The organism is Dolichospermum sp. DET69, from assembly GCA_017355425.1.
In the GTDB taxonomy this organism is placed as follows: Bacteria; Cyanobacteriota; Cyanobacteriia; order Cyanobacteriales; family Nostocaceae; genus Dolichospermum.
In genome coordinates this window covers 54,217-80,810 of the sequence record CP070233.1, presented here as the reverse complement: position 1 = coordinate 80,810, position 26,594 = coordinate 54,217, and the positions used below count along the sequence as shown (strand labels likewise).

The window sequence follows — 26,594 nt, the reverse complement described above, 5'->3', positions numbered from 1 at the left end:
GAGCGTCTCTGCGTGAGAAAAAAGCTGAATTATGGCATTATTTGAACAGCTAGAGAGTGGGTTATCATTTTTTGTAACCTTGCTGAAATTCTTACTAGAATCTATTTCTGTCTTTTGTATTTTATTGGGTGTATTAAAAAGCGGAAAAATAGCAATTTCTCTGAACCATCATCATAGTCAAAACAGATTTCTGCAAATCCGGCTCAACTTTGGCATTTGGCTAGTGCTGGCATTAGAATTTCAATTAGGAGCAGATATTCTTTCTACAACCTACCATTCAACCTTTGAGTCTCTAGGAAAATTAGGAATTGTTGCCTTAATTAGAACTTTCCTCAATTATTTTCTGACTCAAGAACTCAATCAAAAACAATAAAAGAATTATCGCCAAATACTTTTCAAATACCCTCTTATGCTTCTATTTTCCAACCGAGAAACTGGGCAATTTGTTGAGTAATAAGCATAGGCTCGAAGGGTTTAGTAATTGTTCCCACCACGTCTAAATCTAGCAACGGAATATCTTCAGTTAAAATTGTGCTGCCAGTTAATAAAATTACTGGTAAAGACTGCATTTCTGGAATGCTTCTCAGTTCTTTTAAAAACATCAAACCATTCATTTGCGGCATGATTCCATCAAGAATAATTGCATCTGGCTTTTCTGCCTTGACTTTAATTAATGCTTCATTGCCTGAACTGGCAGTTATTACATCCCACCCACCGATATCTTGTAAACAATACTGCAATAATATTAGGATATCAGTATTGTCATCAACTACCAAAATTTTTTTCTTGGCTATTGTTTGAGTAATGCTGGATTGTAAATCACTATTTGTATACATATTAATACCTCAAATATATGTGAACTTAAACCAGAATATCGAAAATTTTTTGAACGCTAAATTTTAATTTTGATCAAACTTGCCAACCAAATAAATTAGCTACTTCATTCACAAGATTCATGGGATTAAAGGGTTTAACTAGGATACCCAAAATTCCTAACTGAGAAAATTGTTCTCTATCTTCAGGTTGTACTTTTGCTGTGACAAAGATAACTGGAATATGTTGAGTATTCACATTAGCTTGCAGTTTTTCTAATGTTTCAATTCCAGTCATTTGGGGCATAGAGACATCTAAAAGTATACCATCTGGATGTTCAGATTCAGCTAATTTTAATCCCGCTTGACCTGAACTAGCAACTAAAACTTCCCAACCAGCAATATCTTCTAAGCAACACTGAATGATAGTTTGAATTGCAATTTCATCATCAACTACTAGCACTCGTTTTTTAGACATAAATTACCATCCCTAATTTCCAATTTCCAATTTCCAATTCCCTATTCCCTATTCCCTATTACCTATTCCCTGCTGTATATAGAGACAATGTAAAGAAAAATGTACTACCTTGACCTAATTTGCTTTCTACCCAAATTTGTCCTTCATGTTTTTGGATGATGCTTTGGCAAATAGCTAGTCCCAAACCGGTACCACTTTTTTCTCGGGCATTGGAAGCATCAACTTGTTGAAACCAACCAAATATACTCTCTAATTGGTCTGCGGAAATTCCTGTTCCTTGGTCTTTTACCTGAAACAGAATGTAAGGAGGTATCAGGGAGTCAAAAACAGAATGATTACTCACATGAGAAAATATTTGGGATTGAGTTTCTACAGTGTCAACTAATGTATTACTAATGGAAATAGTGCTGTTAGGTGGTGAAAATTTAATGGCATTACTTAACAGATTTGTTAATATCTGAATAATAGAATCAGAGTTAGCCCAAACTTGTAAAGAGAGAGATTGAATATTAAAACTGATATTATATTTTTCCGCTTTTGCCTGCATTGTATCTGCCGAATCTCTGATTAATTGAGCAGCATCACAGGCTTGTTTGACTATTGCGGTCTTACCAGATTCTAACTTTTCTAGTACCAAAATATCATTAACTAACCTAACTAAACGCTCTGTTTGAGATGCAGCAATATTGATCATCTGACTCTGCTTTTCTGGGTTTTTGTCATAGACTTTACCTGCTAAAAGTCCTAAAGAACCATGTATTGCTGTTAATGGTGTTCGCAATTCATGACTAACAATAGAAATAAAATCTCGTTTTATTTGTGCAACTGCGCGAATTTCTGTTACATCTTCCACAGTGCCAATATAACCACTTAATTGCACACCGTTTATCAACATGGGAGCGAGTCGAATTTGTGCATAATGGATTTTACCATCTTTGTGAGAATAACGAATTTCGTGACTAAAATTTTCTTGGTAATCTGTCAATATCCTCAACCAAAGACTAGATAAATTCTCTTCATTTTCTGCATGAATAATTTCTAACCAATTTTTGCCTATAACTTCTGCCATCTTTATATCAAAAATCTTTTGAAAACAGGGATTAACATATATACATTCACCCTGAATATTAGTTAAAAATATCCCTATTGGCAAACATTCACTCAGAGAGCGAAACTTACTTTCACTATCCTGCAAATCTATTTCTTGTTGCTTTTGTTGGGTGATATTATTATTGATTTCTAGGATTTTAATCGGGTTTCCCAACTCATCTTTTTGTATTACCCAACGACTAGCTACAGTTACAGAAGTACCATTTTTAGCAATGTGAATTAACTCACCTTGCCAATATCCCTGATTTATTAATTGGGCATGAATTTCTGATAAGGGAATGGGAAATTGGGTTTGCAAAAGTACGTGAGCTACTTTTTCTATAGCTTCAGCTTTTGTCCAACCATACATTTCCTCTCCTCCGTGATTCCAAAAAGTAATTACCGAGTTTAAATCTTGGGTCAAAATCGTATCATGAGCTAGATCCAAAAGTTGTGATTTTTCCCAGAGATTTTTTTGATTTTGTTCTAACTCATTGACTGTATAAACCAGACTTTTATTAAGATTAGCGAGTTCATTAGTCCGTTGAGCAACACGCACTTCTAATTCTAACTTAGCTTGCTGCAATTGGGCTTCCTGACATTTACGCTCTGTAATATTTGTCAAATTAATAATTGCTCCTGTAATTTCTCCTATTGAGTTTAATAAGGGACAAGCATTGAGTAGAAAATCAAAATATTTTCCATCAGCGCGTTGATAATAAAGCTCTACTCCTTGGTAGCTTTTTCCTTGTAAAACTGTATTAATAGAAAAGCGATTTTCGATGATGATTTTTGGCTCTATTGGCATGATCTGTATATCTAATTTAGAGTAAAATAATGATAATACATCATCAAAATCTTGAAAAAGACAATTTTGTCTACAGAGATTTTGAAAAACTTGACTAACACGGATAATTTTTCTTTGTTTGTTACAAACAACCATAGAATCAGCAACTTGTTCTAAAATTGATCTAGCAAACCTTTCTGAAGCTAGAATTTCTTCATTTTGTTTTTTTTCTGTTAAATCAGTAACAATAATACAATTAATGTAATGATTATCTATATTGAATTTATTAGCAGATAAATAAACAGAAATTTTCTGTTGATTACTCTTGACTAGTGATAATTCAGCAGTTGCTGATAATTCTTGGGTTTGCTTTTGGATTAAATTTTGAAAAATATTAACATCTTCCTGCAACACAAATTTGTGAAACGGGGAACTAATAACTTTATCTAAAGAATAATTGAGTAAATTAGCAAATGCTTTATTAGCATATAAAATCCATCCATCTGATGTGACAATCACTGCTCCCTCACACATTTGCTCAACTAGCAAACGATAAGTATAATCTGCACTTTGCAGGGTGAATACCTGATCACCTTCTGGAGTAGCAATTACAAAAGCATCTACTTCTCCTTGATGAATTGCCTGTAATGTATCTTCAGCTACGCTTAGTCTCGCTCGCAGAAGTTTAATTTCTTCAGACAGTTCTTCTGTTAAAATATTGAATTTAGTCATGTTCTTCTCCTCGGAATATAGCAGGGGAGTAGGGGAATTAAATAATATTGATTTACATTTTCATCAACAAATAAAAAATTTAGGTGGTTGTTTTATCTTCCTGCGCTACAATACTTAAACCTAAAAGCACTTTTGGCGTATTTGATAAATCACCAATCACTTTTTTAATAGGGAGAGGCAGTTCTTTTACTAATGTAGGAATAGCCAGTAAATTTTCGACAACAACTAACCCTGGTTGTTGATAAATATCAATGACTTCCAGGCTATACTGTCCAGCTAAATATTGTTCACATATCTGCTTAATATTTTTCAAAGCATTGAGTGAATGTAAATTAGCACCAGCCACGTAAAGTCGTAAACTATAAACTGGATTTTCGCTTTCTGTTGTTAGCTTTTTAAATTCAGCACTTACATCTTCTGGAGTATCTTGTTGATCTTGATTATTCATCTATTTTCCCCTCAATCTTATTTAAGATTTAATCGGTTGAATTTCTAATCCCACTAATACTTTTTCTTTGTTTGATAGATCCCCAATTATTTTCCTGATAGGAGGAGGTAACTGTCTGATTACAGTAGGAATAGCAAAGATTTGATTTTCTTTTGCTAGGTGAGGGTATACAAGTAAATCTATTACTTCAATTTGATATTTTCCGTACAGGTTTTGTTCACATATTTTTGTCAAGTTGCTAAACGCTGCTATTGATTTGGGTGTTTGTCCAGCAACATAAAGCTTTAATTTCCAGATCATTGATTCTTCTAATGCACTTAATTCTTCCATGACATAATTTCCTAGAGTTTATAACTAACTAATTGGGAACAGGGAACAGGGAATTGGTAATTGGTAATTGGTAATTGATAATTTTCTTCTTCTTTCTTTTTTCTTCTTCCCGACTGGTCACTGAGCGATAGCCTGCGTGGCGTAGCCATAGTCGAAGTGCTGACTCCTTGACCGTGCTAATCTGCTTTTCGTGATTGAGAGAGGATTTGACTACCTTGTTTTAAATTGCTTTGAAATAAAGATTCTTGTTCGGTAAGAATGCGAATTTCCTCTTTTCCTACCGCTAATTCTGCCTGTAGTGAAGAAATTTGTGAGGAAACTGCCATTTCTTTCCGTTCTAATTCGCGTCTCTTTTGATCTATTAATAATTGGCGTTGACTAACTGCTAATTTTTCTTGTGCTTCTTGAATAATTCTAGCACTACCAGTTAAAACATCTCCCCGTCCTAAATAGACATCTAATAGTTCAATGCCTTTTTTAGTTAATAAAAATTCCCGGACTTGGTTAGAGTGTTGCATACCACGAGATTTGAGAACATATAAAAGTCGGTTACGTTCCCCGTTGCTGTCTTGAATACGGAGTTCGATCCAAGTATCCATAAGAGAAGAAACTCCTATTTGTGTCTGCTCAAATGGACCGCTACCAGGAATCAGATTGGTAAGCAACATTGTAATCTGTGATGATTTAAGCAAATCAATCAGTCGAATAAAGAAAAGATGAGTTTGATTCAAAGTACCGCTGAAAACCAGGTTGCTCATGGCATCAATAATCACCGTAGAGGGTTTAAATTCCTTTAGAAGGTGATGTAGATTGACTAGGTGCATTTCTAAGCCATAAGCCGTAGGACGCACTGACTGAAGATTGAGCAAACCCTGTTGTACATAAGGCGCTAAATCTAAGCCAATTGAGCGCATATTTCTGATAATTTGTTGCGGCGCTTCTTCTGATGCTAGATATAAACACCGTTCTCCTTGACGGCAAATTTCCGCAGCAAAATGGCAAGCAAATGAACTTTTACCAGTTCCCGCTGTACCTGTAATCAGAATGCTGCTACCCCGGAAGTATCCTTGCCCTGCCAGCATGGTATCTAAGCGAGGGATACCAGAGGAAATATGCTCTGTTGAGACTGCATGATCTAAACCAACAGAAGTAATGGGTAAAACAGAAATGCCATCTTCAGTAATTAAGAAGGGATATTCGTTAGAACCATGTTGAGAACCTCGATATTTAATAATTTGCAGTCTTCTGATTGCTAATTCTTCATTAGTTCGTTGATCTAGTTTAATTACGCAGTCAGAAACGTATTCTTCTAAACCTTGGCGTGTGAGAGTATTATCTCCCCGTTCTCCAGTAATAATTGCTGTTAAGCCTTTTTGTTTAAGCCAGTGAAATAAACGGTGTAATTCAGCGCGAACGATAGACACATTACTTAAACCAGCAAATAATACTTCGATAGTATCTAATACGATTCTTTTAGCTCCAATTGTATCTACAAGTAGAGCAATGCGAATAAATAACCCTTCTAAATTATAATCACCTGCTTCTTGAATTTGTTTTGGATCAATGTAGATGTGGTCAATAGCTAATTTTTTTTCCTCTATCAATTGTTGTAAATTCCACCCGAAAGAAGTAACATTTTGGACTAGTTCTTCTGCATTTTCTTCAAAACAAATAAATACTCCTGGTTCTCCATAGTCGGTAGCTCCTCGGAATAAAAACTCCATCCCCATTAAGGTTTTACCGCAACCAGTACCACCACAAATCAACGTGGGACGACCTAATGGTAGTCCGCCATCTGTAATTTCATCTAAGCCTTGTATGCCAGTTGGACACTTAGGTATAGATTGTTTCTTACTGATTTTATTTATCTTTTCTTGAATCATAATTTTTAATCCTGTGAAAATAATTAACTACTGATTGATTGTTATTTTTTTCTCTTTTTAGCTTCTATCTATAGGAGGATTTTTTTAATTGAGAATTTATCAAACGTAGGCTAATCTTTATCTACATTCTATTTAAGATTCTATCTCTAAAATTTGAATATTTGGTATTTGGTATTTGGTGAAAATGAAAATATAGAAATACCTGGCGATTAGAAATAGGATGTTTCTTACTAGTCCCGGCGACTGGAAGTCACGGCTACACAGACGAAACCCACCTGCGTGGGTTTGAAAACCTTAATTTTCGGTTAGTCCACGCAGGGGGACTTTGCTTGTGTAGTAGCGTATCCCTTACGGGAGCGAAGCAATATTATATTCGCTAAAAATTTTTCAAATAACTTTATCGGTGCGATTCTCATGACCAGAAACCCAGAAACACCTGAACAACCTTCTACCAATGATTTAGCCGCAGATCGGACAGAACTAGCTAAATACCGCAGTCGAGCAGCAGCAGACCGCACATTAATGGCGTGGATACGCACCTGTTTATCGTTAATTGGTTTTGGTTTTGGTATTCCCACCATTGTGAGAGCGATTGAAAATACTCGCATTAGTCATCACCTGAACCCAGTAAGATTTTCGGTAATTGTGGGGTTGTCTTTTATTGTTACGGGAATGTTGGGAATGGTTTTAGGGTTGAGAGAACACCGTCAGTTACTTAAACAAATTCAAAATAATCGCTATACCTACGAAACCTCTCACAGCGCGGAAATTATCGGCGTGGCTTTGCTTGTAATTGGCTTAGTTAGTTTTATTGGCGTGATAATTCGGGCAATGAATTTTTGACTTACAAAGGCAATGTAACAGTGACAGTTGTACCATGATTGGATTCACTCATAATATTTAAACTGCCTTCATGCAAATCTACACATTTTTTCACAACCATTAAACCTAAACCTGTACCCGGAATATTGCGGACATTTTTACCCCGATGAAATGGTTGAAATAATTGATTTTGATCATTTATAGAAATGCCAATTCCTTGATCACAAATTTTAATTATCACTTCCCTGTCTTTAAAAATAAGATAAAATTCAACTTGAATGTTTTCTGGAGAATATTTAATTGCATTTGATAGAAGATTTCCTAATATTGAACGTAATAACCTTTCATCTAAATATGCTTGTTTTTTGTTCCCTTGACAAACAAAATTAATTATATGTCCAGAACCATCACTAATTCTAATTTCTTCAATAAATTGACGACAAAACTTTTCTAAATCTAGCTGTGTAGGATTAAATTCTAAATTACCTGTTTCTGCTCGATTAATAGTTAAAATATCATCTAATAATTGCACCATATTTTTTACAGAATCTTGAATGCGGTGTAAATTGCGAATCCTTTTTTGGTCATCTTGCCAAGCATAAGGAGAATTTTCTAATAATTGGGCAGCAGCTAAAGCCACACTTAATGGTGTCCGAAATTCATGGGATGCCATGGAGAAAAAACGAATTTTCATGGTGCTTAATTCTTTTTCTTTTTCCAATGCTAACCGCACTTCTTCTAATCTTTTCCGTTCGGTAATATCACGACAATTAACAAATATTTGTGTTAGTTCTGAATTGTCAACAAATCTCTGACTAATAGCTTCTAGAGTTCGCCAATTTCCATCCTGATGACAATAACGAAATTCAACTGGTAAAGCAACATCAGGATTTTTAATTGCATTGGTAATGTGATAACAAGTAGTGATAAAATCATCAGGATGAATCAGGGCGAAAAAATTATGATCAATCAAATTAGCAGATTGATAACCTAAAACTTTTTCTACAGATGGACTAATATATTGAATCGTCCCTTCTGTATCTAAAATAGTGATAACATCTAAGGCATTTTCAATCAGTGAACGGAATCTTTCTTCACTCCGCTGTAATGCTTGTTCAATTCTTTTGCGTTCTGTAATATCTCTTTGTACTGCTATCCAATGAGTATAGTATCCTGTTTTATCAGCCACAGGAACTACACTAAATTCTACCCAAAATTCTGAACCATCTTTGCGATAATTAATAACTTCAACTGTAACAGTTTCCCAACGAGAAAGAGCATTTCTTACTTGATCTAAAGCAACCCGATCTGTTTTTGGACCTTGGAGAATACGGGGAGTTTTACCTAACACATCTTCGGAACTATAACCAGTCATGCGTGTAAAGGCTTGATTGATATATAAAATGCGTGGTCCAGGTTCATCTATGGGTTCAAATTCTGTAATTAAAACAGCATCATTAGTATTAACAACCACAGATTGAAGTAACCGCACTTGTTCAGCTTGACGTTTTTGTTCTGTGATATCTGCAACTACTGCGACTATACCATTAATTGCTCCATTGCTGTTGCGGAGAGGAGCAGCAGAAAAAACAATATCTATCAATGTACCGTCTTTTTTGGGTTGACGGACTTCTAAACGGGGAAGAGTGATACCTTGAATGATGCTTTCTCTAATTTTTTGATATTCTTCTAATTCTATGGAAATGATGGGGTTAGGTTGATCTAAAATTTCTGTTTCTGTCCAACCAAACATTCTTGCGGCCGCAGGATTCCAAATTTTAATATTGTTATCTAAATCTACGGTAAAAATAGCCCGGGGTGAAGCAGCAATCAAAGATTCAAGAGTTTGATTTGTGTGACGAAGTGCGGCTTCGGTGCGTTGACGTTCGATAATTTCTGCTCGTAAGGAAATGTTAGTTTGAGCTAGTTCTTCTGTGCGTTGTTGGACTCGGTTTTCTAGTTCAATATTCAGTTGTTGTAGTTGTTCGTAAAATTCTGATTGTTGAATAGCGATCGCAACTTGATTGGCTAATTGTACCATTAATTCAACTTCCCAAGGTTGCCATTCACGAATATCACTACATTGATGAGCAATCAACAAACCCCAAAGATAAGGTTGAGAATTAGTGGGAATATCTCGCAATTCTTGTAATATTGGGACTACTAATTTAGCTTTTACACCAAACTGTTTTACAAAATCTGCTAAACAAGATTCTACATCACTTTGATCTATATTGGTAACAGCGCGAATTTTTCCTTGAGTATAAGCATGATGATACTCTCTGGGAAATACTTCCTCTGGAAATGTTTCTCCAAGAATACAAGGATAATTTTCTGATACAGTTTCCGTTATTGCACAACCAGTACCATCTTCCGAAATCTGATAAATTAGCACTCTGTCAGCTTGGAGAAACTGTTTTACCTCTGCTACTGTGGTCACTAGCACTTCATCTAAATTCAGGGATTTGCGAATGTGGTGAGCTATTTGACTAACTAGACGTTCTCTTTCTGTTTGCTGTCGGAGAATCTTTTCTGCTCGTTTTCGTTGAGTTATTTGTCGTTGTAATAGATAGTAAGTTGTGAAAATAACAATAATAAATAATCCAATGAAAATACCGAATGGATTGAGCATAGAGAGGGGTTTGGGGCTAGGATAACTTTGATAGGGAATTGTTATAAAAATCATGCGACCAATGGGGCTTGACATATATTAGTGATTAATGGTATCTTTGTACCAAGAGATGATATTATGATGCACAGTTATAATAGACCTGTCCAAGTGGTACACTTTAACATGACTTGTATAGAGCTTATATAAAGTCGAAATTTAATTTTATTATCAACGATAATAGTAGTTTATTTGAGGAACTAATATGGCTACAGTATTTGATGTTGCTCGTTATATCCTTGAAAGAAAGGGTGAAATTACATCAATGAAACTTCAAAAGCTTGTTTATTATAGTCAAGCATGGAATTTAGTTTGGAATGAATCTGAGTTGTTTGAAGAAAGAATTGAGGCTTGGGCTAACGGAGCAGTAGTTCGAGATTTGTATAACCTTCATAAAGGTAAGTTTAAAGTCAATAAGGAATCTTTTACTGAAGGGAATAGCAATGCACTTACAGATAGCGAAAAAGAGAATATAGATAAGGTCTTAGATTTTTATGGAGATTATACAGCACAGCAACTTAGTGACATTAATCATCAAGAATATCCTTGGATAAATGCAAGAAGTGATTTACCAGCTATGGCAATCTGTACTAATGAAATAACTAGAGATGCAATTTTTGAATATCATTCTGGAATTTGGAATGAACCAGAATCAGATGAGTAAAAAAGAAGAGCGAATTAAGCGACAAAATGAGAAAAAATTAAAAGAACAAGAAAAAAAAGTTAGATTGGCACAAAATATTAAAGTGTCAAATAAGTTGGTTCGGGCTACAGAAAAACCTGATTTAAGGAAAATACCAAGAAGCGTTAATGCTGATGATTATAAAAACCATTATTTTTCATGGTGTGTATCAGAAGCTGATTTGGAAGGACTATGGAGTTGGGATGAACCAAGGAAATGGGAAGAAGAAGAATATTCAAAAATTATAGAACCTCATTTTCAGGCTTTGGATAATAATTCATGGCAAGAAGTTGAAAACCAAACATATAATGCTGCATCAACTTATAGAAAAAATCTCAATAAATACCAACATCTAAATTCTATCTGTGAAGAAGCTCAAGAACGTTGGCAAGATATTGAAATAATCTCACAGTTTGAAGTCCTGTTTAGATTACGATTGGGTACAAGCAGAAGAATTTGGGGAGTTAGAGTCCAACATCACTTTTTCATAGTTTGGTACGAGCGACATCATAAAATATGTCCTATTGAGCGTGATTAGTGCGATAGCGAAGTGATCCGTAGGAATCGCAAATCTCCTAAAATACTTTAATGAATTTCACTATAGCAGGAGTCAGGAGTCTCTTTCTGTATGGCTTTTACGGTAGATTCTGTATATCATTCAAGTGCATACCGCTATATTTACTAAAATGTAATTTTATTGCGTGATCTTCTTGATAAAAAACAAATCCAGCCTGAAAATTCATTCTCAGGCTGTTATGAAAATTGATCTCAATTAACTTGAAATTACAAAGAAACCAGACCGTAATAGGACAGAATCACCACAAGAGTTCCAAGTGCTATCAGGCTAATTCCCGCGAACCAAGTAGCTGATGAAATCACTTGATAAACCTTGGGATAGGGATCTCGTTGCCATTTCCACCAATATACCAAAGGAGCTTTAGCTTTGAAATATCCCAGTTTCTCTAATTGCTGACGATGGTATTGATCATAGCGAGGAAATTGGCTAAAAGGTAAATCTCCTAGATGACGCTGAGAAATAATCCGCCGACGTTGATAGGGAACAGTATTATCACCAAAACTGGTTTGATACTCTTCGCTACTCAGCAGGGCATCAATGAACCCTTGTAACCCCTTAGTACCTATGATAATTGACCAAGCAATTGTTTCTTGTTGATTGTAAACTTTCCGTCCCAGAACACGCTGTACACACATTTCTACAAATCGGTAATTGTTGTTTGTGTCATAGTTGCGTAAACGGAAAGTTTCAGACATTACCAATCCGCGAATAAAATCTCTAACAGTAATACTTTTGTGTTTTAACTGAGATTCTAAAGTCAATAAACGGTTACTAACAAGAATTTGTTGTTCGTTAAAAATCTGCCGATAAGCAGCCCAAATTAACTCATTCATTTCTACTGTGGAAGGAGTTCCTTCAGTAGTGTAAAGTTTGGGTTGTTCCTCTCCAGGAATTTCAAATCCTTTAACTCGTTGGTTTTGACTGGAGGGGGCGTAAGTTTTTAATGGAATAGTCATGGTGAGATTGTTTATTAAATAATAATGAACATTTGTAGAAAATTGATAATTTGTCAGGAGTCAGAAGTCAGAAGTCAGGAGTCAGGAGTCAGAAATCAAATATTTTGTATCTTGAATCCTGACGATAATTTAAAAACAGAAATTTAATCCTGTTCATCCTTTAATCCTGGACATCCTGATATGGCTACGCCACGCTTCGCTATCAGACAATTATTTCAAAATCATCTGAATCCTTTCTTTAACAACTCTGTCCGATTCTTGCGTCATAGCTTGGTAAAGGATAGTATTTATTTCCACAGTCCCAACTGCTCCCAAAGACACCGCAGCCGCATAACGCAACGCCCAATCTTCAGCATTTAATAAAGCCCAAGAAAGCTTATCAATTGCCTTTTGTCTTTTTTCAGAATTCGTAGTAGAAATAACCATCTTTTCCAAGCCCCTAGCTGCCACTCGACGCACATTTCCTTGGCAATGATTGGCAACTTCTACACCTACTACATCCACCAATAAATCTATTGCGAGATCATCACCAAGTTCAGCGAGAATGCTGATAATTTTTGCTTGTTCATTCTGATCTATGCAGGTGTGATAATCTGCAATTAGAGATTCTACTTTTGGGGAAGCAATTTGTTCTAATGTTGTGTTCATAATTGGTAAGTTTGTTTATTATTAAAGTTGGATTAATAGTTGATCAATTATTTGAAATAGGGTTTGAGTCGCTTGTTGTTTTTCTATTTCTGATTTATCGCTTTCTAATACTGTTTCTAAAATCCGTTTTAGGTTTAATAGTTTGAGGCTATTACCAACTTTTGCTTGTACAATTGCTTCTGCTGCTTCTATATGACCAATTGCTCCTAAATCGAAGGCCGCAGCCCAGCGTAAATAAGGATTTTCGTGATTAAGATTTTGGATAATGCGTTCGAGATATTCCGGTTTTTGGGTGATGATATACAGGTAACGAGCCGCAGCACATTGGACTCTTTCCGAGTCATGTTTTAAAAATGGCTCAACAAGTGGACGCGCTTCTATTACCCCTAATTCTCCCAAGGCTTCTATTAAGGCTTCGTAGGGTTGGGGTGTACCAGATTGTAAAAGTTGTAATAGAGGAACAGCCGCAGTAGAATCGCCAATTTTTCCTAAAGCCTCAATGACAACTTCCCGAAATTGCTCATCTTCATCACAGTTTAGGGCATTTATGAGAGCGGGTACTGCTTCAATATTTTTGAGTTGTCCTAAAGCGCGAGCAACTTGACGACGTAAGGGATAGCCACCTTGAACTGTGCGATAACGCACGTCTTGGAGTTGATAACAAAGGGCTGCACAAGCTGACTGAATTTGATGTTTTCCCAACCACCAAGCAGCATAATATCTAATTTGATTATCCTCATTATCTAAGGATGTAATTGCCGTTTCAGGTGAGAGAATTGGTTCAGCAGGAGAAGTAGTAATCATGTCAGAATCAGGATTTATAGGATTAAAAGATGAACAGGATGAATGTGAAGATGATTGATTTATCCTGTTGATCTAATACACAACTTCCGAATTTTAATATGGGTTATTCAGAATATTTGTAGAGACGTTCCATGGAACGTCTCTACATTCTTTTTCACCAGATTTATAATTGGTAATTTGATTAATCACCAACTACGTTTATACAGGTCTGACGCTGATAATTTTGCCGCCTTGTTTGTGAATTTGTTGATACTTCTGGGAAAGTTGATCAAAAGGTACATTGTACAACTGTCGGCTACGACGAATTGTTACTTTAGTACCAACTCCACCAGCGATAACTTCCATCACATACATCCGGTTGTCTCCACGAGTGGAAGAACTCTTTAATTGTCCAAAACCAATATCAGATATAAATCTGATAGATGTGCTGGGAGGAATGATGACATTAGGCAAATTCATTGCCAATTGTTGCCGTAAGCGGGGGCTTTTTGTGCCAGCATTATCGCTGTTACCATTACCCCGATACAGTGTAAACAAGCGGTTGAATCCTACTTGTTTCATGCCATCAATTGACTTGAATCCCCGGAAGTAGGGAACTGTGGAATCACCAAAGGCATTATTATACTCTTGGCTGTCAATATAAGAGTCTATTTCTGCATCATAACCTTGAGCAGCATAGACATCTACATGATAGGCAATTTCTGACTGGTCGTAGGGAGCGCGTCCCAACAAATGCTTATAATTCAGTTCAATGAAGCGAATTTGGGAATTGCTATAAAAGAAGCGATCTTTGTAAAATTCGGATTTTGCTAATGTTTGCACAAATTGGCGCACACTAATTTTTCCATCTCTCAGCAATGCTTCTGCACTAGCGAAAGTTCCACCAATATAAACTCGTTCGCGTCCAAATATATGTTCGTAAGCAAATTTGAGGACTTGCTGTAATTCGTCTTCGCTGTAATTAGGGCGTAGTTCGATTTTTGTGTCTAAAACCGCACTGATGCCTAACCTCTGTTCCATTGAAAGGGTCATGCTTTTAACTCCTTATGATCAAATAAGGGGAAAAGAAAGCATTTTTCCCTTTCCCCTTACTCGTTTAACTTGTAAATTTTTAGCTCAATGCGTTGATAGCATAGTTGAGGTAAATATTTGCTTCTCCAGCTACGTCACCGGATAAGCCATTGTTGTCGCGGACAAATTCCAATGCGGCTACATACCAACTGGGGGATAAACCCAAAGCAGCATTAAATTCTTTTACGCCTGCAACTACATACTCATCTAATGGGCCTGTGCCACCAACCACACAGCAATAGCTGATGGTGCGGAGGTAATGGCTGATGTCACGAACACATTTGGATTTACCTTCTGGGGTAGAAGCGTATTGAGAACCCTGCATTTGGGTGGTGTAGGGGAATTTTTGGTAAACGTGGTTAGCCGCAGCTTCAGACCATTTTTTACCGTTTTGGTTGAAGGCTTTAGCAGCATTCAAGCCAGCTTGAGCGCGGCTCATGCGACCAAAGATAGCCTGCATTTCGGTGTTGCCTAAGTATGCGCCACGAGAGTCAGCAGCAGCAATAGCCTCGGTTAGAGGGGTCTTCATAGTTAAAATTCTCCGGGAAATGTATTATGGATGATCAGATGAAAATTCGATTCAAAATTAAGCAACTGCTGCTGCTGCACGATCAAAGTAACTAGCTACTTCAGACATTAAGTTGCTGCAATCACCACGGGTAATACCAGCGTTATTATTAGCAATAGCGATCGCTGCATCTTTCATTTTGCCAATCCCGGAAGCAACTGTAGCGCCAGGTGTTCCTAATGCTTGATAGGTTTCGCGCAAACCGTTCAAACAACGATCATCCATAGTGCTGGCATCTCCAGTCGCTACGGAATAGGTAACATAACGTAAAATGAAGCCTAAATCACGAATACAAGCTGCTTGGTTACGGTGGTGGAAACAAGCGCCGCCAGGACCAAATACGTTGGGTTGTTCAGCTACTAATGCGCGATAAGCATTAGCTGTGATTGCGGAAGCGTTGCTGGTCAAACGGTTAACAACATCTAAGCGTTTGTTGCCATCTGCAACTATAGCGGAAAGAGCATTAATTTGATCATCGGTCAAATATGCACCTTGGCGATCGCTTTGTTCAACTACTCTAGAAAAAGCATCAAGCATCTTCAATTTCTCCTAAACTGTCAGGTTTTGCCTGGGTTGTGGCGGCGGTGGTGTTTCTTTCCCCTGCCTTATGTTCACAAGATTAATGGGTCAGGTGTAAATAAATAGGTAAGGAAATAGTAAATAAATCGGAAAGATTAGTAGAAAAATAGAAATCGTTACAATTCGCAATCGAGTTTGTAAAGAAGTATTGCAGATTTAGAAGAAGTATTATGTGTTTATGGTCGGTAAAATTAGATTTTTTGCGGTTTTTATGGCGAAAATGCCCTAATTTCTCCCCGATATGGATATAGCCATTTTCCTGTAAAGTGATTACTAAGTTTCGACTTCTATTCATTTAGTGGGATGTGGATATAGCCATTTTCCTATAGATTAATTACTAAGTTGCAACTTTCAATTTCTATTCATCTACAGCTAATGAGGATTCTTTTAGTTGAAGACGATATTCGTCTAGCAGAAACTTTAGCAGAGGCACTAAGCGACCAACTCTATGTTGTTGATATTGCTGCCGACGGAGAAGTTGCTTGGGATTGTACCAAAGCCATAAACTATGATCTGCTGCTCTTGGATGTGATGCTACCAGAAATTGATGGTATTACTTTATGTCATCGGGTGCGGTCTCATGGTCATCAAATGCCGATTTTGATGATCACGGCTTGTGATACAATTAGTAACAAGATTAATGGCTTAGATGCTGGAGCAGATGACTACATCATTAAACCCGTTGATTTAGGTGAATTATTTGCGCGGATTCGGGCTTTATTGCGTCGAGGTAACACAAGCTCCACGCCTATATTACAATGGGGAGATTTACAACTTAACCCTAGTACCTACGAAGTCAGTTATAAAAATAATTTCCTCCATTTAACACCAAAAGAATACAGTCTTTTAGAATTACTATTAAGAAATGGTCGGCGAGTTATCAGTCGCAGCGTGATTATTGAAAATCTGTGGACAAGCGAAACATCTCCCGACGAACATACTATTAAAGTTCATCTCAGAAGTGTCCGTCAAAAACTCAAAGCAGTTGGCGCACCAGAAGATTTTATTGAAACTATGCACGGTCTAGGATATCGTCTCAAATCACCAGAACTTTTGCAAAGTGTTCTTCAGGAGTACAAATGATTACAGGTTCATAGCCTCTAAAACGACAATTCCTTCTAACGTTAATTCCCAGCGATCGCGTGGTGAATCTTTTTCTACATAACGGTTGACTAACCCCCGATGGGCAAGATTTTTTAAAACTTCCATCATATCAGGTTCTCTGGGAACATCTTGACGGGAAAGTGCATTTGCTAATTCATACCAACTCCATTGACCTTTTCCTTTGTCAACTAATTTTAGTAAAACAAATTCTAGCTGAGTTAATTGAGTGATGTTTTTCATAACTAAATAGCCCTTTTTGCCAAAAACCCTCTCTATTTCTTCTCTCTCTGTGTTCTCTGTGCCTCTGTGGTTCGTTTGTTCATTATATTTATTTATTGGGATGGGATAATTTATTTACTGGAAGTCCCTTAATTAGTTTTCTCGGTATGGTAATTCAGTCCATAAATTTATAAATTACCCCCTCCTAAAGAGGATATAGAATTTCGAGCTTTTTGTTAAAAATTAAATATTCTCAAGAGGTCAGATTTATGTCTCTGCATGAATACAAACTCGGAACCACCTTCCCCGGAGTCATCGGCCGGACAGTTGATAAATCCAGTCCAGCTTGGCCAGAACCATTGCGGGCAAAAGAAAATACACCAAACGTCCTATTTATCGTTTTCGATGATACAGGTTTTGGACAATTTGGAAGTTACGGAAGTCCCATCAAAACCCCCAACCTAGACACACTAGCCGCCAATGGATTGCGCTACAATAATCTACACACAACGGCACTGTGTTCTCCCACCCGTTCTTGTCTGCTGACTGGGCGCAATCACCATTCTAACGCCATGTCCTGCATTACAGAAGGGTCTACGGGTTATCCCGGTGGTAATGGGAATATTCCCTTTGAAAATGGATTTCTCTCAGAGATATTACTCCAGAAGGGTTATAACACATACTCATTAGGAAAATGGCATTTAACCCCCTCAGACCAACTTTCAGCCGCAGGACCCTATGATCGCTGGCCTCTCGGTCGCGGTTTTGAGCGTTTTTATGGCTTTCTAGGCGGAGAAACTCACCAATATTATCCAGATTTGGTTTATGACAACCACACCGTTAAGCCAGAAAAGACCCCCGCAGAAGGCTACCATTTAACCGAAGATTTAGCAGACAAGGCTATTAGCTTTATCGCTGATGCCAAGCAGATTGCCCCAGATAAACCCTTTTTCATGTATTTCTGTCCAGGGGCAATGCACGCCCCCCATCATGTCCCCAAAGAATGGGCTGATGCCTATGCTGGACAATTTGATGATGGTTGGGAAGCTTACAGAAAAAAGGTTTTTGCCCGTCAGCAAGAAATGGGGATTGTTCCCGCAGATGCCGAACTTTCTCGTCATGATCCCGATGTCCCGCACTGGGATACTCTCCCTGCGGCCGAAAAACGGCTTTATGCTCGGATGATGGAAGTATATGCTGGTTTTTTAACCCATACTGACTACCATATCGGTCGTTTACTCGATTTCCTTAAATCTATCGGTGAATTCGAGAATACTGTCATTATGGTGATCTCGGACAATGGCGCAAGTTCGGAAGGGGGACCAACTGGTTCAGTGAATGAGAACCTGTTTTTTAACAATGTGCCAGAATCCCTAGAGGAAAATCTCAAAGCCTTGGATAAATTAGGCAGTGCAGAAACCTTTAACCATTATGCTTGGGGCTGGACTTGGGCAGGGAATACGCCTTTCCGGCGGTGGAAACGGGAAACCTATCGAGGGGGAATCAGCGATCCTTTAATTGTGCATTGGAGTCAAGGTATTGAAGCAAGAGGCGAAATTCGGACTCAGTATGCTCATGCTATTGACCTTATGCCGACGGTGCTGGAATTACTGGAAATTGAACCACCCACAACGATTAAGGGTGTGACTCAATCTGCCATTGAAGGTGTCAGTTTTGCCCATACTTTTAATCATAGTACCGCACCTACTAAGCATCTGACTCAGTATTTTGAGATGATGGGACATCGTTCTCTTTACTATGATGGTTGGCGGGCGGTTTGTCCTTGGCCGGGTCCCTCATTTACAGAAGCGGGGCAATTTTTTGGTGAGGCGATTTCGGCGGAAACTCTGACAGATTTGGATACTCATCATTGGGAACTGTATCACGTCGCTTCAGATTTTGCGGAAAATCACAATATTGCGGCTGATAATCGTCCTAAGTTAATTGAGATGATTGCCACTTGGTATATTGAGGCTGGCAAGTATAATGTGTTGCCTGTGGATGGACGTGGCGTGCAACGATTCGCGGAAGAACGCCCGCAAATTGCTGTCAATCGTAGCCGCTATGTTTACTATCCTGATACTCAAGCGATTCCAGCCGGTAGTGCGGTGAGGGTGTTAAATCGTCCCCACAGTATTACGGCTGATGTGGAGATTCCCCCAGGTGGTGCTGAAGGGATATTACTGGCTCATGGGGGTAATGATAGTGGCTATTCTTTCTATGTCCAAAGTGGTAAACTGCACTGGGTTCATAATTATGTGGGGCGATCGCTCTATCATGTTGAATCTGGGTCATCTGTGCCGGCAGGTCGTCACCAGTTGCGCTTTGAGTTTAAGGTCACGGGTCAACCAGATTTAGCCAAGGGGAAAGGATCACCAGGACGCGCCCAATTGTATATTGATGAGAGATTGGTCGGGCAGATTGATGTGCCTGTAACTACTCCTTTAGCATTAGGTTTGACTAGTGGTGTCACCTGTGGAATTGCCCCTGGTGCGCCTGTAACACCGGATTATGAGCCGCCTTTTAAGTTTACGGGGAAGATTTATAGTGTGATGGTTGATGTCAGTGGCGATTTGATTCAAGATCGGGAAGCTGAAATGCGGACTATTATGGCGCGACAGTAAGGATTAAATACTTTGCAGGGTGGGTTATCTCACCCAGCATTAATCAAATTATTCATATTTACCTAGAATATTAAATATTGTTTCGCGCAAAGTCGCTAAGGAGCAAAGACGCAAAGAAGAAAATAAGGTTTTAGTCAATATCTCCTAAGTTACGAAACTTTGGTTTTATTTTCGGTTTTAATGATATCGAATTTTTAGCGATTACAAGGCGCTCCGGTACAGCAACATTTACAATAGATTTAGGGATGTTTGGTGAAAATGTCCCTACAAAAACCCATATAAACGACTAAGTATGACTTATATATCAGAAAATATGGAAATTAAAGCTTTCCCTATTCGCATAGAAAATGAGGGAAAAATTACTATTCCAGAAGATTTAAAGGTGCATTTTAGCTTAGTTACAGGTGATACGTTGACATTATTGCAAATTGGTAATGTTGTTTTACTTACTCCAAAACAGCCGCAAGTTCCACAAATTGCCGACAAAATTACAGCAATGATGGAAGATGCAGGTTTAGAACTAGGTGATTTACTCCAGGGTTTGGCAGCAGAAAGGGCAGCAATTTGGCAAGAGAAAGATCACAATGCGTAAGGTTTTTGCTGATTCTAGCATTCTCATTGCTGGTGCTGCTTCTCGTACAGGAGCTAGTCGCGCTGTGTTAACAATGGCGGAAATTGGTTTGTTTCAGTTAGTGATATCAGAGCAAGTTTTATTAGAGTGTGAACGAAATATCAGGAAAAAATTACCTGATGCTTTACCAATTTTCTCGCAGTTAATAGCAGCTATTAATCCAGAAATTGAACCTGATCCAACTCTAGAAGAAAGTAATCGTTGGGTTAGGATTATTGAAGCTAAAGACGCGCCTATTTTAGCTGCTGCTGTGTTGGCAAAAGTTGATCGTTTATTAAGCTTGAATACTAAAGATTTTACTGCGGAAGTTGGTATTGAGAGTGGATTAATTATCCAAACTCCTGCTGAGTTTGTTAGAGAAATTCGAGAGATTGTACAAAGAGGTTTGTAATTTTAAAAAACAGTATTAAGGATAGAGATCGCTTTCAGAACTGCCACAGGTGATCGCACTCTGTATAATGTTTTTCTATTGCCTTTTTATCAGGTCTATCGGCTTCATTCTCAGGAAGTGTAATTGTTTTTTGATAAAATGCCCGACATTGCGTTTTCATTAATTTAGGTGCAACTAAAACTTTCATAGTCTCTGGATGAATAGTAATGAGATTGAGATCAAATAAAGTATGAATATCTGCTCTAAGCAATAATCCATTAGAAGTAATATTACTATGTAATCCAAGATAGGGAATAATGTGTGCTGCTTCTAAAGCAGGTTCTACATCAGAACCAGAAATAGCACATCTACCTTTGTATGCTGTGAGAAGTTTCTGACGGAATTGAGATTGTCCTTGACGACAAACTATTGATCTTAAAACTCGTTTTCTTGCATCTTCTAAATTGATAATATTTGTATTGAAAAAATCTTGATCAAGTTCTTGCCGAATATTTATTAGTTTTATGCTATCTGAATTTCGATACTCTTGGATAAAATTCTCTACTTTTTGGCGAAACTCTATAATATCTTTTTCTTCACTATCAGCATACCAAATATTTGATTGTCCTATACCACCCTTTATTTGTTGCGATCTTGGAACTTGTAAATTTCTTTTCTCAATAGGTAAACATACACAATCTTTTACTTTTGCTGTAACCCGATAACCTAAATGGGTATCTTTAAAAATTCTATTAGAATTAGGTGGTGCTTGCTGATAATTCCGATAAACAGTTGAATTTTCATACCAACCTATAACCCAAGTACCATTTTTATCTGGATTTGATGCTACCCAAACACATATAACATCATGAACTAAATTTTGTTTTGCTGTATCTAATCTATCAATGTTTATTTTTCTCTCTAAATAGTTACCAGTTCCACCAGGCTGAACGTAACCATACATATAATCATTAAAAGCCTGAAAATTAAAAATTTCATGTCCATATTTATTGTCATTAATAAACTCTCCTCCACCCTCAATATCATCTTCAGTAGTAATACCTTGATAATGTTTCATCCATCCAATGTTAAAAAAAACAGTTTTTCTCATATTATGCTTATTTTTTTAGAATAGGATTTACGCAAGATGTGATTATACATCAATATACCATTTTTAGTATATCCCTCACTGATATCCAGAAATTTTCCCACAACTTTCAAACCCCCCAATGTTATAAAATAGATAAAATCTCACACCTCACTCTCTACTCATGAGTCTCCATCCCCTCTTGAAATTTGATATTTCTGAACTCAGCATTGCAGAACGTATCCAACTTGCTGAAGATTTATGGGACAGCATCTTAGAACAGCAAGAAGAACTTCCCTTGAGTTCAGCACAACAACAAGAATTAGAGCGACGGTTAGAAAATTACGAAAAAAATCCTACAAATGGTTCTAGTTGGGAAGACGTTAAAAAACGGTATAGCACTTAGCCAGACATTTTGATATAATCAAACTGTCCCATAACATTTTAAAATTGCATAACTATGCAGACCATCACTTTTGAAGTTACCCCCGAAATTGCTGAAGCTTATCAATTTGCTTCCTTAGAAGAACGTGAACAGATTCAGCAAATTGTTAGCCTTTTACTTAAAAAAGAAAAAGAAAATGACATTGATTTTTTAAGGAAAATTATGGACGAAATTAGCGATAGAGCAACTGCTAGAGGCTTAACACCAGAAATTTTAGAAGCAATAATTAATGAACCGTAAACAATATTTAGTTTTAGATACAAATATTCTCGTGAGTGCCGTTCTTTCCAAAACAAGCAAAGCGCGTCAAGCTTTAGATAAAGCACAAGACATAGGAAAGATTTTAATGTCATCTTCTGTTTTATTGGAAATAGAAGAAGTTTTATTTCGACCTAAATTTGATAAATATGTTACGACCATAGAACGACGATTTTTTCTGAGTAACTTTCTCAAAACAGTTGAATTTGTAGAAGTCGGAGAAATTATTAATATTTGTCGTGATCCAAAAGATGATAAAATATTGGCTTTAGCGTTGAATGGAAAAGCAGATTATATTATTACTGGCGATCAGGATTTACTTGTTTTAAAGTTATTTGAAAGCGTACAAATAATTACAATAGATGAATTTTTAAATCTATTTCTGTAATTATGTAGGGTGGGTTAGGTGGGAACAACATCAACGAGTAGGCAACCTTCAACGGCTTCATATATATTTTGTAGTAATTCTTTAAAAGTATCTCCCTGGGTAGCACAACCAGGAATAGCAGGAACTTCTGCCCAATAACCTGCTTCTTCTTTGTGAATAATGACTTTTATTTTCATGGGTTGAAGTTCAAGTTTTCCAGTAGGGAGATGATCAAAAACAATTATATCTTAATAATAGCTTCTGGTTTGTTGGTAACACCTAATTATGAACCTTCACCATCGTATTTTATTATAAATCTGAAAAACTTCCTAAAAATTGCGTGGCGGTAATAATATCAACTCCTCGAAAGGGATGAAGTTCTAATAAATCTTTGTCTCCTGTAATAATATGAGTTGCATTACCATTAATAGCAACTTCAAGAAATTTGTCATCTTTTGGATCTCTACACTCTTTGATAATCTGGACTATTTCAATTTCTTCTGATTCAAGTTTGAATTTAGCTAAGAATTGAGTACGAATACTCATAGAAATATATTTATCAAATTTTGAGCGATTGAGAATTTCTTGCAATTCTTGAAAAATCGCATCTGAAAATAAAATTATTCCTAAGCTTTTGGCTTTTTTGAATGCTACATCTGGAACAGATGATTTAATCAAAATGGCACTAACTAAAATGTTTGTATCAATAACAAACCGCATTTTATCCATTCTGAAGAATCTCATCTAAAATTTCTTGAGTTAATCCTCTATCTTGAGCTTGTTCTTGCATTTCTTGAATAATATCATCTAGGGATTTATCTTGAATAATTGATTTGAGAAAATCGTTAACAATACTCTGAATTTTTTGCTGTTTTTGCGGTTCTGCTTTTTGATAAGCTTTGGCAACTTCAGTATCAACTTGAATTGCAATTGTTTCCATATTTTGATAGGAAAAATAAATTACATTTGTTTAATTATAGCATTCAATACCTAAAGTACGATAACCTAAGCTATAAGATATGTGATTTCTAGGTTGCGCTTCGCTATCGTACTTTATTCAAACAGATTAAGCTGTTGTACATGACACATCCCAGCCTAGATAATTTTTTAGTAACTTCTCTATAGTTCATCTGACGGATATAATTGTTTCTATCAAAGCTGGTGAATTTTGGTCTACAGATTGTAGGTTATGAGGAAGTTGTTTACCTAAATCTTCATACATTTCTATAACAGCTTCCAAAGCATCTTAAATTTTAGTCAGGTTTTTTGATTGGAAACCTGAAAAACCAACTCCCATTTCTGGGGTGATGTTAGCAACGACTGCGTTATAAGAGCTTGTTATACTTGCAACACTGTTTCAGTGACCTTAAAACTGTTTAATTGCAAATGACAGAGCAGGGAACTAGCTATGCCTGACGGCACGCTGGCGCGAACGCATTCGGTGGGTGTCGTGACTCAAATAACGGCTACCTATTTCTAGGTGGTCCAGTACAGCTTGTTTGATTTCTCTTGCAAGCTCAGTCCCTTTAGGGCTGGGTTACTGACATCTCAGGGCTAAAGCCGCTGAGTTTTACGCTTACCGGCTGTTCATATAAAAACTAGAGAACTAAGATTAATCAATTGACCTTAATATTATTTTTCGGCTAAACTAAGGTCAACCGACTAATCTTATATCTCCATGCTGGAAATTGCGAAAAAGGATATCTTATCGCGCCTTGAATTTGATAACCCTTGGTGGGAGCAAGGTGAAAAGGGGAAAATTGCTTATGAGAATACCCCTCGACGAAAATATTTTGAGCCTTTTTATCAGAAAATTTTGGATGTGAGTGTTCGTCGAGCGATTGTCTTGATGGGACCCAGGCGCGTCGGTAAGACTGTTATGGTCTATCACAGTGTCCGCGAACTATTGAACTCTGGTATTGATGAAAAGAGGATCTTATATCTCTCCCTTGAAACCCCCATTTATACCGGACTTCCACTAGAAAAAATACTTAGTTACTTTCAAGAGCTATTCAATCATAAACGCGATTCCCAGCTATTTGTATTTTTCGACGAGATTCAATACTTTCGTAATTGGGAAGTACACCTGAAATCTCTAGTTGACTCCTTTGCCGATTACCGTTTTATTGCTACTGGCTCTGCTGCTGCACTACGATTAAAGAGTATAGAATCTGGTGCTGGTAGATTCAGTGATTATATTCTGCCACCATTAACTTTTGCTGAATACTTGATGTTTATTGGTCGAGAAAATGAACTGATAACGGCTACATCACCTAAAGAACCTTTTGATACCTATAAATATTCTGCCTCCAATATTGAGGCACTCAATGAAGAGTTTGTTAACTACCTGAATTTTGGTGGATACCCAGAAGCGGTTTTTTCAGAAACTATCCGCCAAGATCCTGGACAGTATATTAAAAGTGATATTATTGACAAAGTGCTATTGCGTGATTTGCCAAGTCTTTATGGTATTAATGATATTCAAGAATTGAACAGGCTTTTTACTACCTTGGCATACAATTCCGGTAATGAAGTTAATTTAGAGGGATTGTCTCAATCTTCTGGCGTAGCTAAGAATACTATTAAGCGTTATCTAGAATACCTTGAAGCCGCGTTTTTAATTCGGCGTGTTGAGAGAATTGACCAAAATGCTAAGAGATTTAAGAGGGCTTTGTACTTTAAGGTTTATTTAACTAATCCGTCCATGCGAGCCGCATTATTTGGACAACTTCAGGCAGATTCTGAGGCAATGGGTGCAATGACTGAAACTGCTATTTTTAGTCAGTGGCAACACAGTATGACTACTGAACTTTATTATGCACGCTGGAATTCGGGAGAAATTGATATTGTCCACTTGAATCTCGTAGACCAGTTACCCTCATGGCTAGTTGAAGTTAAGTGGAGTGACAGACCCTATAAGTCTCACTCTGAGCTTGATAATTGCATAGAATTTATCAAGAAAAATAAAAGCATAATTCAGCCCATTAAAATTACAAGTCGAACTATTGCGGATGAAAATTTTATGTATAAAGGAGTTCAGTTTAAATTTGAGCCAGCAAGTTTGTATGCTTACGCGCTTAGTGCCAATATATTGCGCCACATAGATGAAAAAGTTCAGCAGCACCGGATACAGAATAGGACATAGTGTTTCACGAATTATAAATTTTAAAAAAGTTAGCGAATACATTTAATTTCGATGGGTAAAGATAATTCTTGCCATATTTTGTCCGCAGTCATTACAGGCATTTTTTCAACTAAACCAGTAGCTAAACAAGCTCTATCTCCTAATGATAGTCCAAAAGGTGAAGTAATTTGCCATAATTCCCCAGCTTTCTCGGCATATTCCTTATTAAAGGGAATAAACCCAAGCCCAATAATCTCCAAACGGATATAAATCTCTTGATATAAAATAGATTTTGACCGTAATTTTTGCACAACCTCACACCAGTTCACTGTTGAGATTATTGCATTGGGCAAAATTTCTTCAACTAATAAACCTCCTTTTTCTTTATTCAAATACGCTAATAGTGCAGAAGCATCTAATACTATCATTCG

At 37.0% G+C, this 26,594-nt stretch carries 32 protein-coding genes; 12 read left to right on the top strand and 20 right to left on the bottom strand.

The genetic code is table 11. The features are described from left to right. The first annotated feature begins 31 nt into the window (after positions 1 to 31). A complete protein-coding gene (locus EZY12_00435) occupies positions 32 to 373 on the top strand; it encodes a DUF1622 domain-containing protein (GenBank protein QSX68230.1) in 342 nt (113 codons plus the stop codon). A gap of 34 nt (positions 374 to 407) precedes the next feature. Here the strand turns inward: EZY12_00435 and EZY12_00430 are convergent, their stop codons facing one another. The 7 genes from EZY12_00430 to kaiC form a co-directional block, all read right to left on the bottom strand. Beyond that, entirely contained in the window at positions 408 to 836 is a 429-nt protein-coding gene (locus EZY12_00430) for a response regulator (GenBank protein ID QSX68229.1), read from the bottom strand. 73 nt (positions 837 to 909) lie between these two features. After that, positions 910 to 1,290, bottom strand: a complete 381-nt coding sequence (locus tag EZY12_00425) for a response regulator (protein QSX68228.1) — start codon at positions 1,288 to 1,290, stop codon at positions 910 to 912. 58 nt (positions 1,291 to 1,348) lie between these two features. After that, complete coding sequence (locus tag EZY12_00420; protein QSX68227.1) at positions 1,349 to 3,898, bottom strand: PAS domain S-box protein; 2,550 nt, start codon at positions 3,896 to 3,898, stop codon at positions 1,349 to 1,351. Positions 3,899 to 3,977: 79 nt separating this feature from the next. After that, positions 3,978 to 4,346 (bottom strand): circadian clock KaiB family protein, encoded by a 369-nt coding sequence (locus EZY12_00415; protein QSX68226.1) that lies wholly within the window; start codon positions 4,344 to 4,346, stop codon positions 3,978 to 3,980. A 21-nt stretch (positions 4,347 to 4,367) separates the two neighbouring features. Beyond that, positions 4,368 to 4,676, bottom strand: a complete 309-nt coding sequence (locus EZY12_00410) for a circadian clock protein KaiB (protein QSX68225.1) — start codon at positions 4,674 to 4,676, stop codon at positions 4,368 to 4,370. 11 nt (positions 4,677 to 4,687) lie between these two features. Continuing rightward, the gene (locus tag EZY12_00405; GenBank protein QSX68224.1) at positions 4,688 to 4,825 is read right to left on the bottom strand and encodes a hypothetical protein; all 138 of its coding nucleotides are present in this window, start codon (positions 4,823 to 4,825) and stop codon (positions 4,688 to 4,690) included. A 27-nt stretch (positions 4,826 to 4,852) separates the two neighbouring features. Then, the gene (gene kaiC / locus EZY12_00400) at positions 4,853 to 6,559 is read right to left on the bottom strand and encodes a circadian clock protein KaiC (GenBank protein QSX68223.1); all 1,707 of its coding nucleotides are present in this window, start codon (positions 6,557 to 6,559) and stop codon (positions 4,853 to 4,855) included. 414 nt (positions 6,560 to 6,973) lie between these two features. Between kaiC and EZY12_00395 the strand changes: the two genes are divergently transcribed. After that, entirely contained in the window at positions 6,974 to 7,402 is a 429-nt protein-coding gene (locus tag EZY12_00395) for a DUF202 domain-containing protein (protein ID QSX68222.1), read from the top strand. A gap of 1 nt (position 7,403) precedes the next feature. Here the strand turns inward: EZY12_00395 and EZY12_00390 are convergent, their stop codons facing one another. Next, complete coding sequence (locus EZY12_00390; protein QSX70456.1) at positions 7,404 to 10,013, bottom strand: PAS domain S-box protein; 2,610 nt, start codon at positions 10,011 to 10,013, stop codon at positions 7,404 to 7,406. 241 nt (positions 10,014 to 10,254) lie between these two features. Between EZY12_00390 and EZY12_00385 the strand changes: the two genes are divergently transcribed. Both EZY12_00385 and EZY12_00380 read left to right on the top strand, forming a co-directional pair. Beyond that, on the top strand, positions 10,255 to 10,713 hold the full coding sequence (locus tag EZY12_00385; protein QSX68221.1) for a DUF4065 domain-containing protein: 459 nt from the start codon (positions 10,255 to 10,257) through the stop codon (positions 10,711 to 10,713). Beyond that, the gene (locus EZY12_00380) at positions 10,691 to 11,269 is read left to right on the top strand and encodes a hypothetical protein (protein QSX68220.1); all 579 of its coding nucleotides are present in this window, start codon (positions 10,691 to 10,693) and stop codon (positions 11,267 to 11,269) included. Before EZY12_00385 ends, EZY12_00380 begins: the two co-directional genes overlap by 23 nt. Positions 11,270 to 11,514: 245 nt before the next feature. Here the strand turns inward: EZY12_00380 and EZY12_00375 are convergent, their stop codons facing one another. From EZY12_00375 to EZY12_00350, 6 genes are all read right to left on the bottom strand, one after another. Next, a complete protein-coding gene (locus tag EZY12_00375; protein QSX68219.1) occupies positions 11,515 to 12,264 on the bottom strand; it encodes a phycobilisome rod-core linker polypeptide in 750 nt (249 codons plus the stop codon). A 210-nt stretch (positions 12,265 to 12,474) separates the two neighbouring features. Then, positions 12,475 to 12,912, bottom strand: a complete 438-nt coding sequence (locus EZY12_00370; protein QSX68218.1) for a HEAT repeat domain-containing protein — start codon at positions 12,910 to 12,912, stop codon at positions 12,475 to 12,477. A gap of 21 nt (positions 12,913 to 12,933) precedes the next feature. Further along, on the bottom strand, positions 12,934 to 13,716 hold the full coding sequence (locus tag EZY12_00365; protein ID QSX68217.1) for a HEAT repeat domain-containing protein: 783 nt from the start codon (positions 13,714 to 13,716) through the stop codon (positions 12,934 to 12,936). A 198-nt stretch (positions 13,717 to 13,914) separates the two neighbouring features. Beyond that, positions 13,915 to 14,748, bottom strand: a complete 834-nt coding sequence (locus EZY12_00360; protein QSX68216.1) for a phycobilisome linker polypeptide — start codon at positions 14,746 to 14,748, stop codon at positions 13,915 to 13,917. Positions 14,749 to 14,827: 79 nt separating this feature from the next. Further along, positions 14,828 to 15,316, bottom strand: coding sequence for a phycocyanin subunit alpha (locus tag EZY12_00355; protein ID QSX68215.1), 489 nt, complete (start codon positions 15,314 to 15,316; stop codon positions 14,828 to 14,830). 57 nt (positions 15,317 to 15,373) lie between these two features. After that, positions 15,374 to 15,892, bottom strand: coding sequence for a phycocyanin subunit beta (locus tag EZY12_00350; GenBank protein QSX68214.1), 519 nt, complete (start codon positions 15,890 to 15,892; stop codon positions 15,374 to 15,376). 417 nt (positions 15,893 to 16,309) lie between these two features. On the opposite strand from EZY12_00350, the gene EZY12_00345 reads away from it, so the two are divergent. Then, entirely contained in the window at positions 16,310 to 17,017 is a 708-nt protein-coding gene (locus tag EZY12_00345; GenBank protein ID QSX68213.1) for a response regulator transcription factor, read from the top strand. Here the strand turns inward: EZY12_00345 and EZY12_00340 are convergent, their stop codons facing one another. Then, positions 17,018 to 17,278 carry a hypothetical protein gene (locus tag EZY12_00340; protein QSX68212.1) on the bottom strand — a complete coding sequence of 87 codons (261 nt, stop codon included), beginning with the start codon at positions 17,276 to 17,278 and terminating at the stop codon, positions 17,018 to 17,020. It lies immediately after the preceding gene. Between the two features lie 248 nt (positions 17,279 to 17,526). Between EZY12_00340 and EZY12_00335 the strand changes: the two genes are divergently transcribed. From EZY12_00335 to EZY12_00325, 3 genes are all read left to right on the top strand, one after another. Next, on the top strand, positions 17,527 to 19,881 hold the full coding sequence (locus EZY12_00335) for an arylsulfatase (GenBank protein QSX68211.1): 2,355 nt from the start codon (positions 17,527 to 17,529) through the stop codon (positions 19,879 to 19,881). Between the two features lie 292 nt (positions 19,882 to 20,173). Next, positions 20,174 to 20,473: a hypothetical protein gene (locus tag EZY12_00330; GenBank protein QSX68210.1), complete on the top strand. Its 300-nt coding sequence runs from the start codon at positions 20,174 to 20,176 to the stop codon at positions 20,471 to 20,473. Further along, the gene (locus EZY12_00325; GenBank protein QSX68209.1) at positions 20,466 to 20,903 is read left to right on the top strand and encodes a PIN domain-containing protein; all 438 of its coding nucleotides are present in this window, start codon (positions 20,466 to 20,468) and stop codon (positions 20,901 to 20,903) included. Before EZY12_00330 ends, EZY12_00325 begins: the two co-directional genes overlap by 8 nt. Positions 20,904 to 20,937: 34 nt before the next feature. Here EZY12_00325 and EZY12_00320 read toward each other — a convergent pair whose 3' ends face one another. Beyond that, a complete protein-coding gene (locus EZY12_00320) occupies positions 20,938 to 21,993 on the bottom strand; it encodes an HNH endonuclease (protein ID QSX68208.1) in 1,056 nt (351 codons plus the stop codon). A gap of 160 nt (positions 21,994 to 22,153) precedes the next feature. Here EZY12_00320 and EZY12_00315 point away from each other — a divergent pair, with 160 nt between their 5' ends. From EZY12_00315 to EZY12_00305, 3 genes are read left to right on the top strand one after another with little or no spacing between them, the layout of a single operon-like run. Beyond that, entirely contained in the window at positions 22,154 to 22,375 is a 222-nt protein-coding gene (locus EZY12_00315) for an addiction module protein (protein ID QSX68207.1), read from the top strand. A gap of 54 nt (positions 22,376 to 22,429) precedes the next feature. After that, positions 22,430 to 22,654, top strand: a complete 225-nt coding sequence (locus EZY12_00310) for a hypothetical protein (protein ID QSX68206.1) — start codon at positions 22,430 to 22,432, stop codon at positions 22,652 to 22,654. Next, positions 22,644 to 23,060 carry a putative toxin-antitoxin system toxin component, PIN family gene (locus tag EZY12_00305; GenBank protein ID QSX68205.1) on the top strand — a complete coding sequence of 139 codons (417 nt, stop codon included), beginning with the start codon at positions 22,644 to 22,646 and terminating at the stop codon, positions 23,058 to 23,060. The genes EZY12_00310 and EZY12_00305 overlap by 11 nt, the downstream gene beginning before the upstream one ends. Before the next feature lie 14 nt (positions 23,061 to 23,074). Here EZY12_00305 and EZY12_00300 read toward each other — a convergent pair whose 3' ends face one another. From EZY12_00300 to EZY12_00290, 3 genes are all read right to left on the bottom strand, one after another. Beyond that, entirely contained in the window at positions 23,075 to 23,236 is a 162-nt protein-coding gene (locus EZY12_00300; protein ID QSX68204.1) for a type II toxin-antitoxin system HicB family antitoxin, read from the bottom strand. A gap of 112 nt (positions 23,237 to 23,348) precedes the next feature. Beyond that, complete coding sequence (locus EZY12_00295; GenBank protein QSX70455.1) at positions 23,349 to 23,768, bottom strand: putative toxin-antitoxin system toxin component, PIN family; 420 nt, start codon at positions 23,766 to 23,768, stop codon at positions 23,349 to 23,351. Next, positions 23,761 to 23,979: a hypothetical protein gene (locus EZY12_00290; protein ID QSX68203.1), complete on the bottom strand. Its 219-nt coding sequence runs from the start codon at positions 23,977 to 23,979 to the stop codon at positions 23,761 to 23,763. Before EZY12_00290 ends, EZY12_00295 begins: the two co-directional genes overlap by 8 nt. A gap of 738 nt (positions 23,980 to 24,717) precedes the next feature. Here EZY12_00290 and EZY12_00285 point away from each other — a divergent pair. Then, positions 24,718 to 26,184 (top strand): ATP-binding protein, encoded by a 1,467-nt coding sequence (locus EZY12_00285; protein ID QSX68202.1) that lies wholly within the window; start codon positions 24,718 to 24,720, stop codon positions 26,182 to 26,184. A 29-nt stretch (positions 26,185 to 26,213) separates the two neighbouring features. On the opposite strand, the gene EZY12_00280 is transcribed toward EZY12_00285, so the two are convergent. Continuing rightward, complete coding sequence (locus EZY12_00280; GenBank protein ID QSX68201.1) at positions 26,214 to 26,591, bottom strand: type II toxin-antitoxin system VapC family toxin; 378 nt, start codon at positions 26,589 to 26,591, stop codon at positions 26,214 to 26,216. Positions 26,592 to 26,594: the final 3 nt, after the last annotated feature.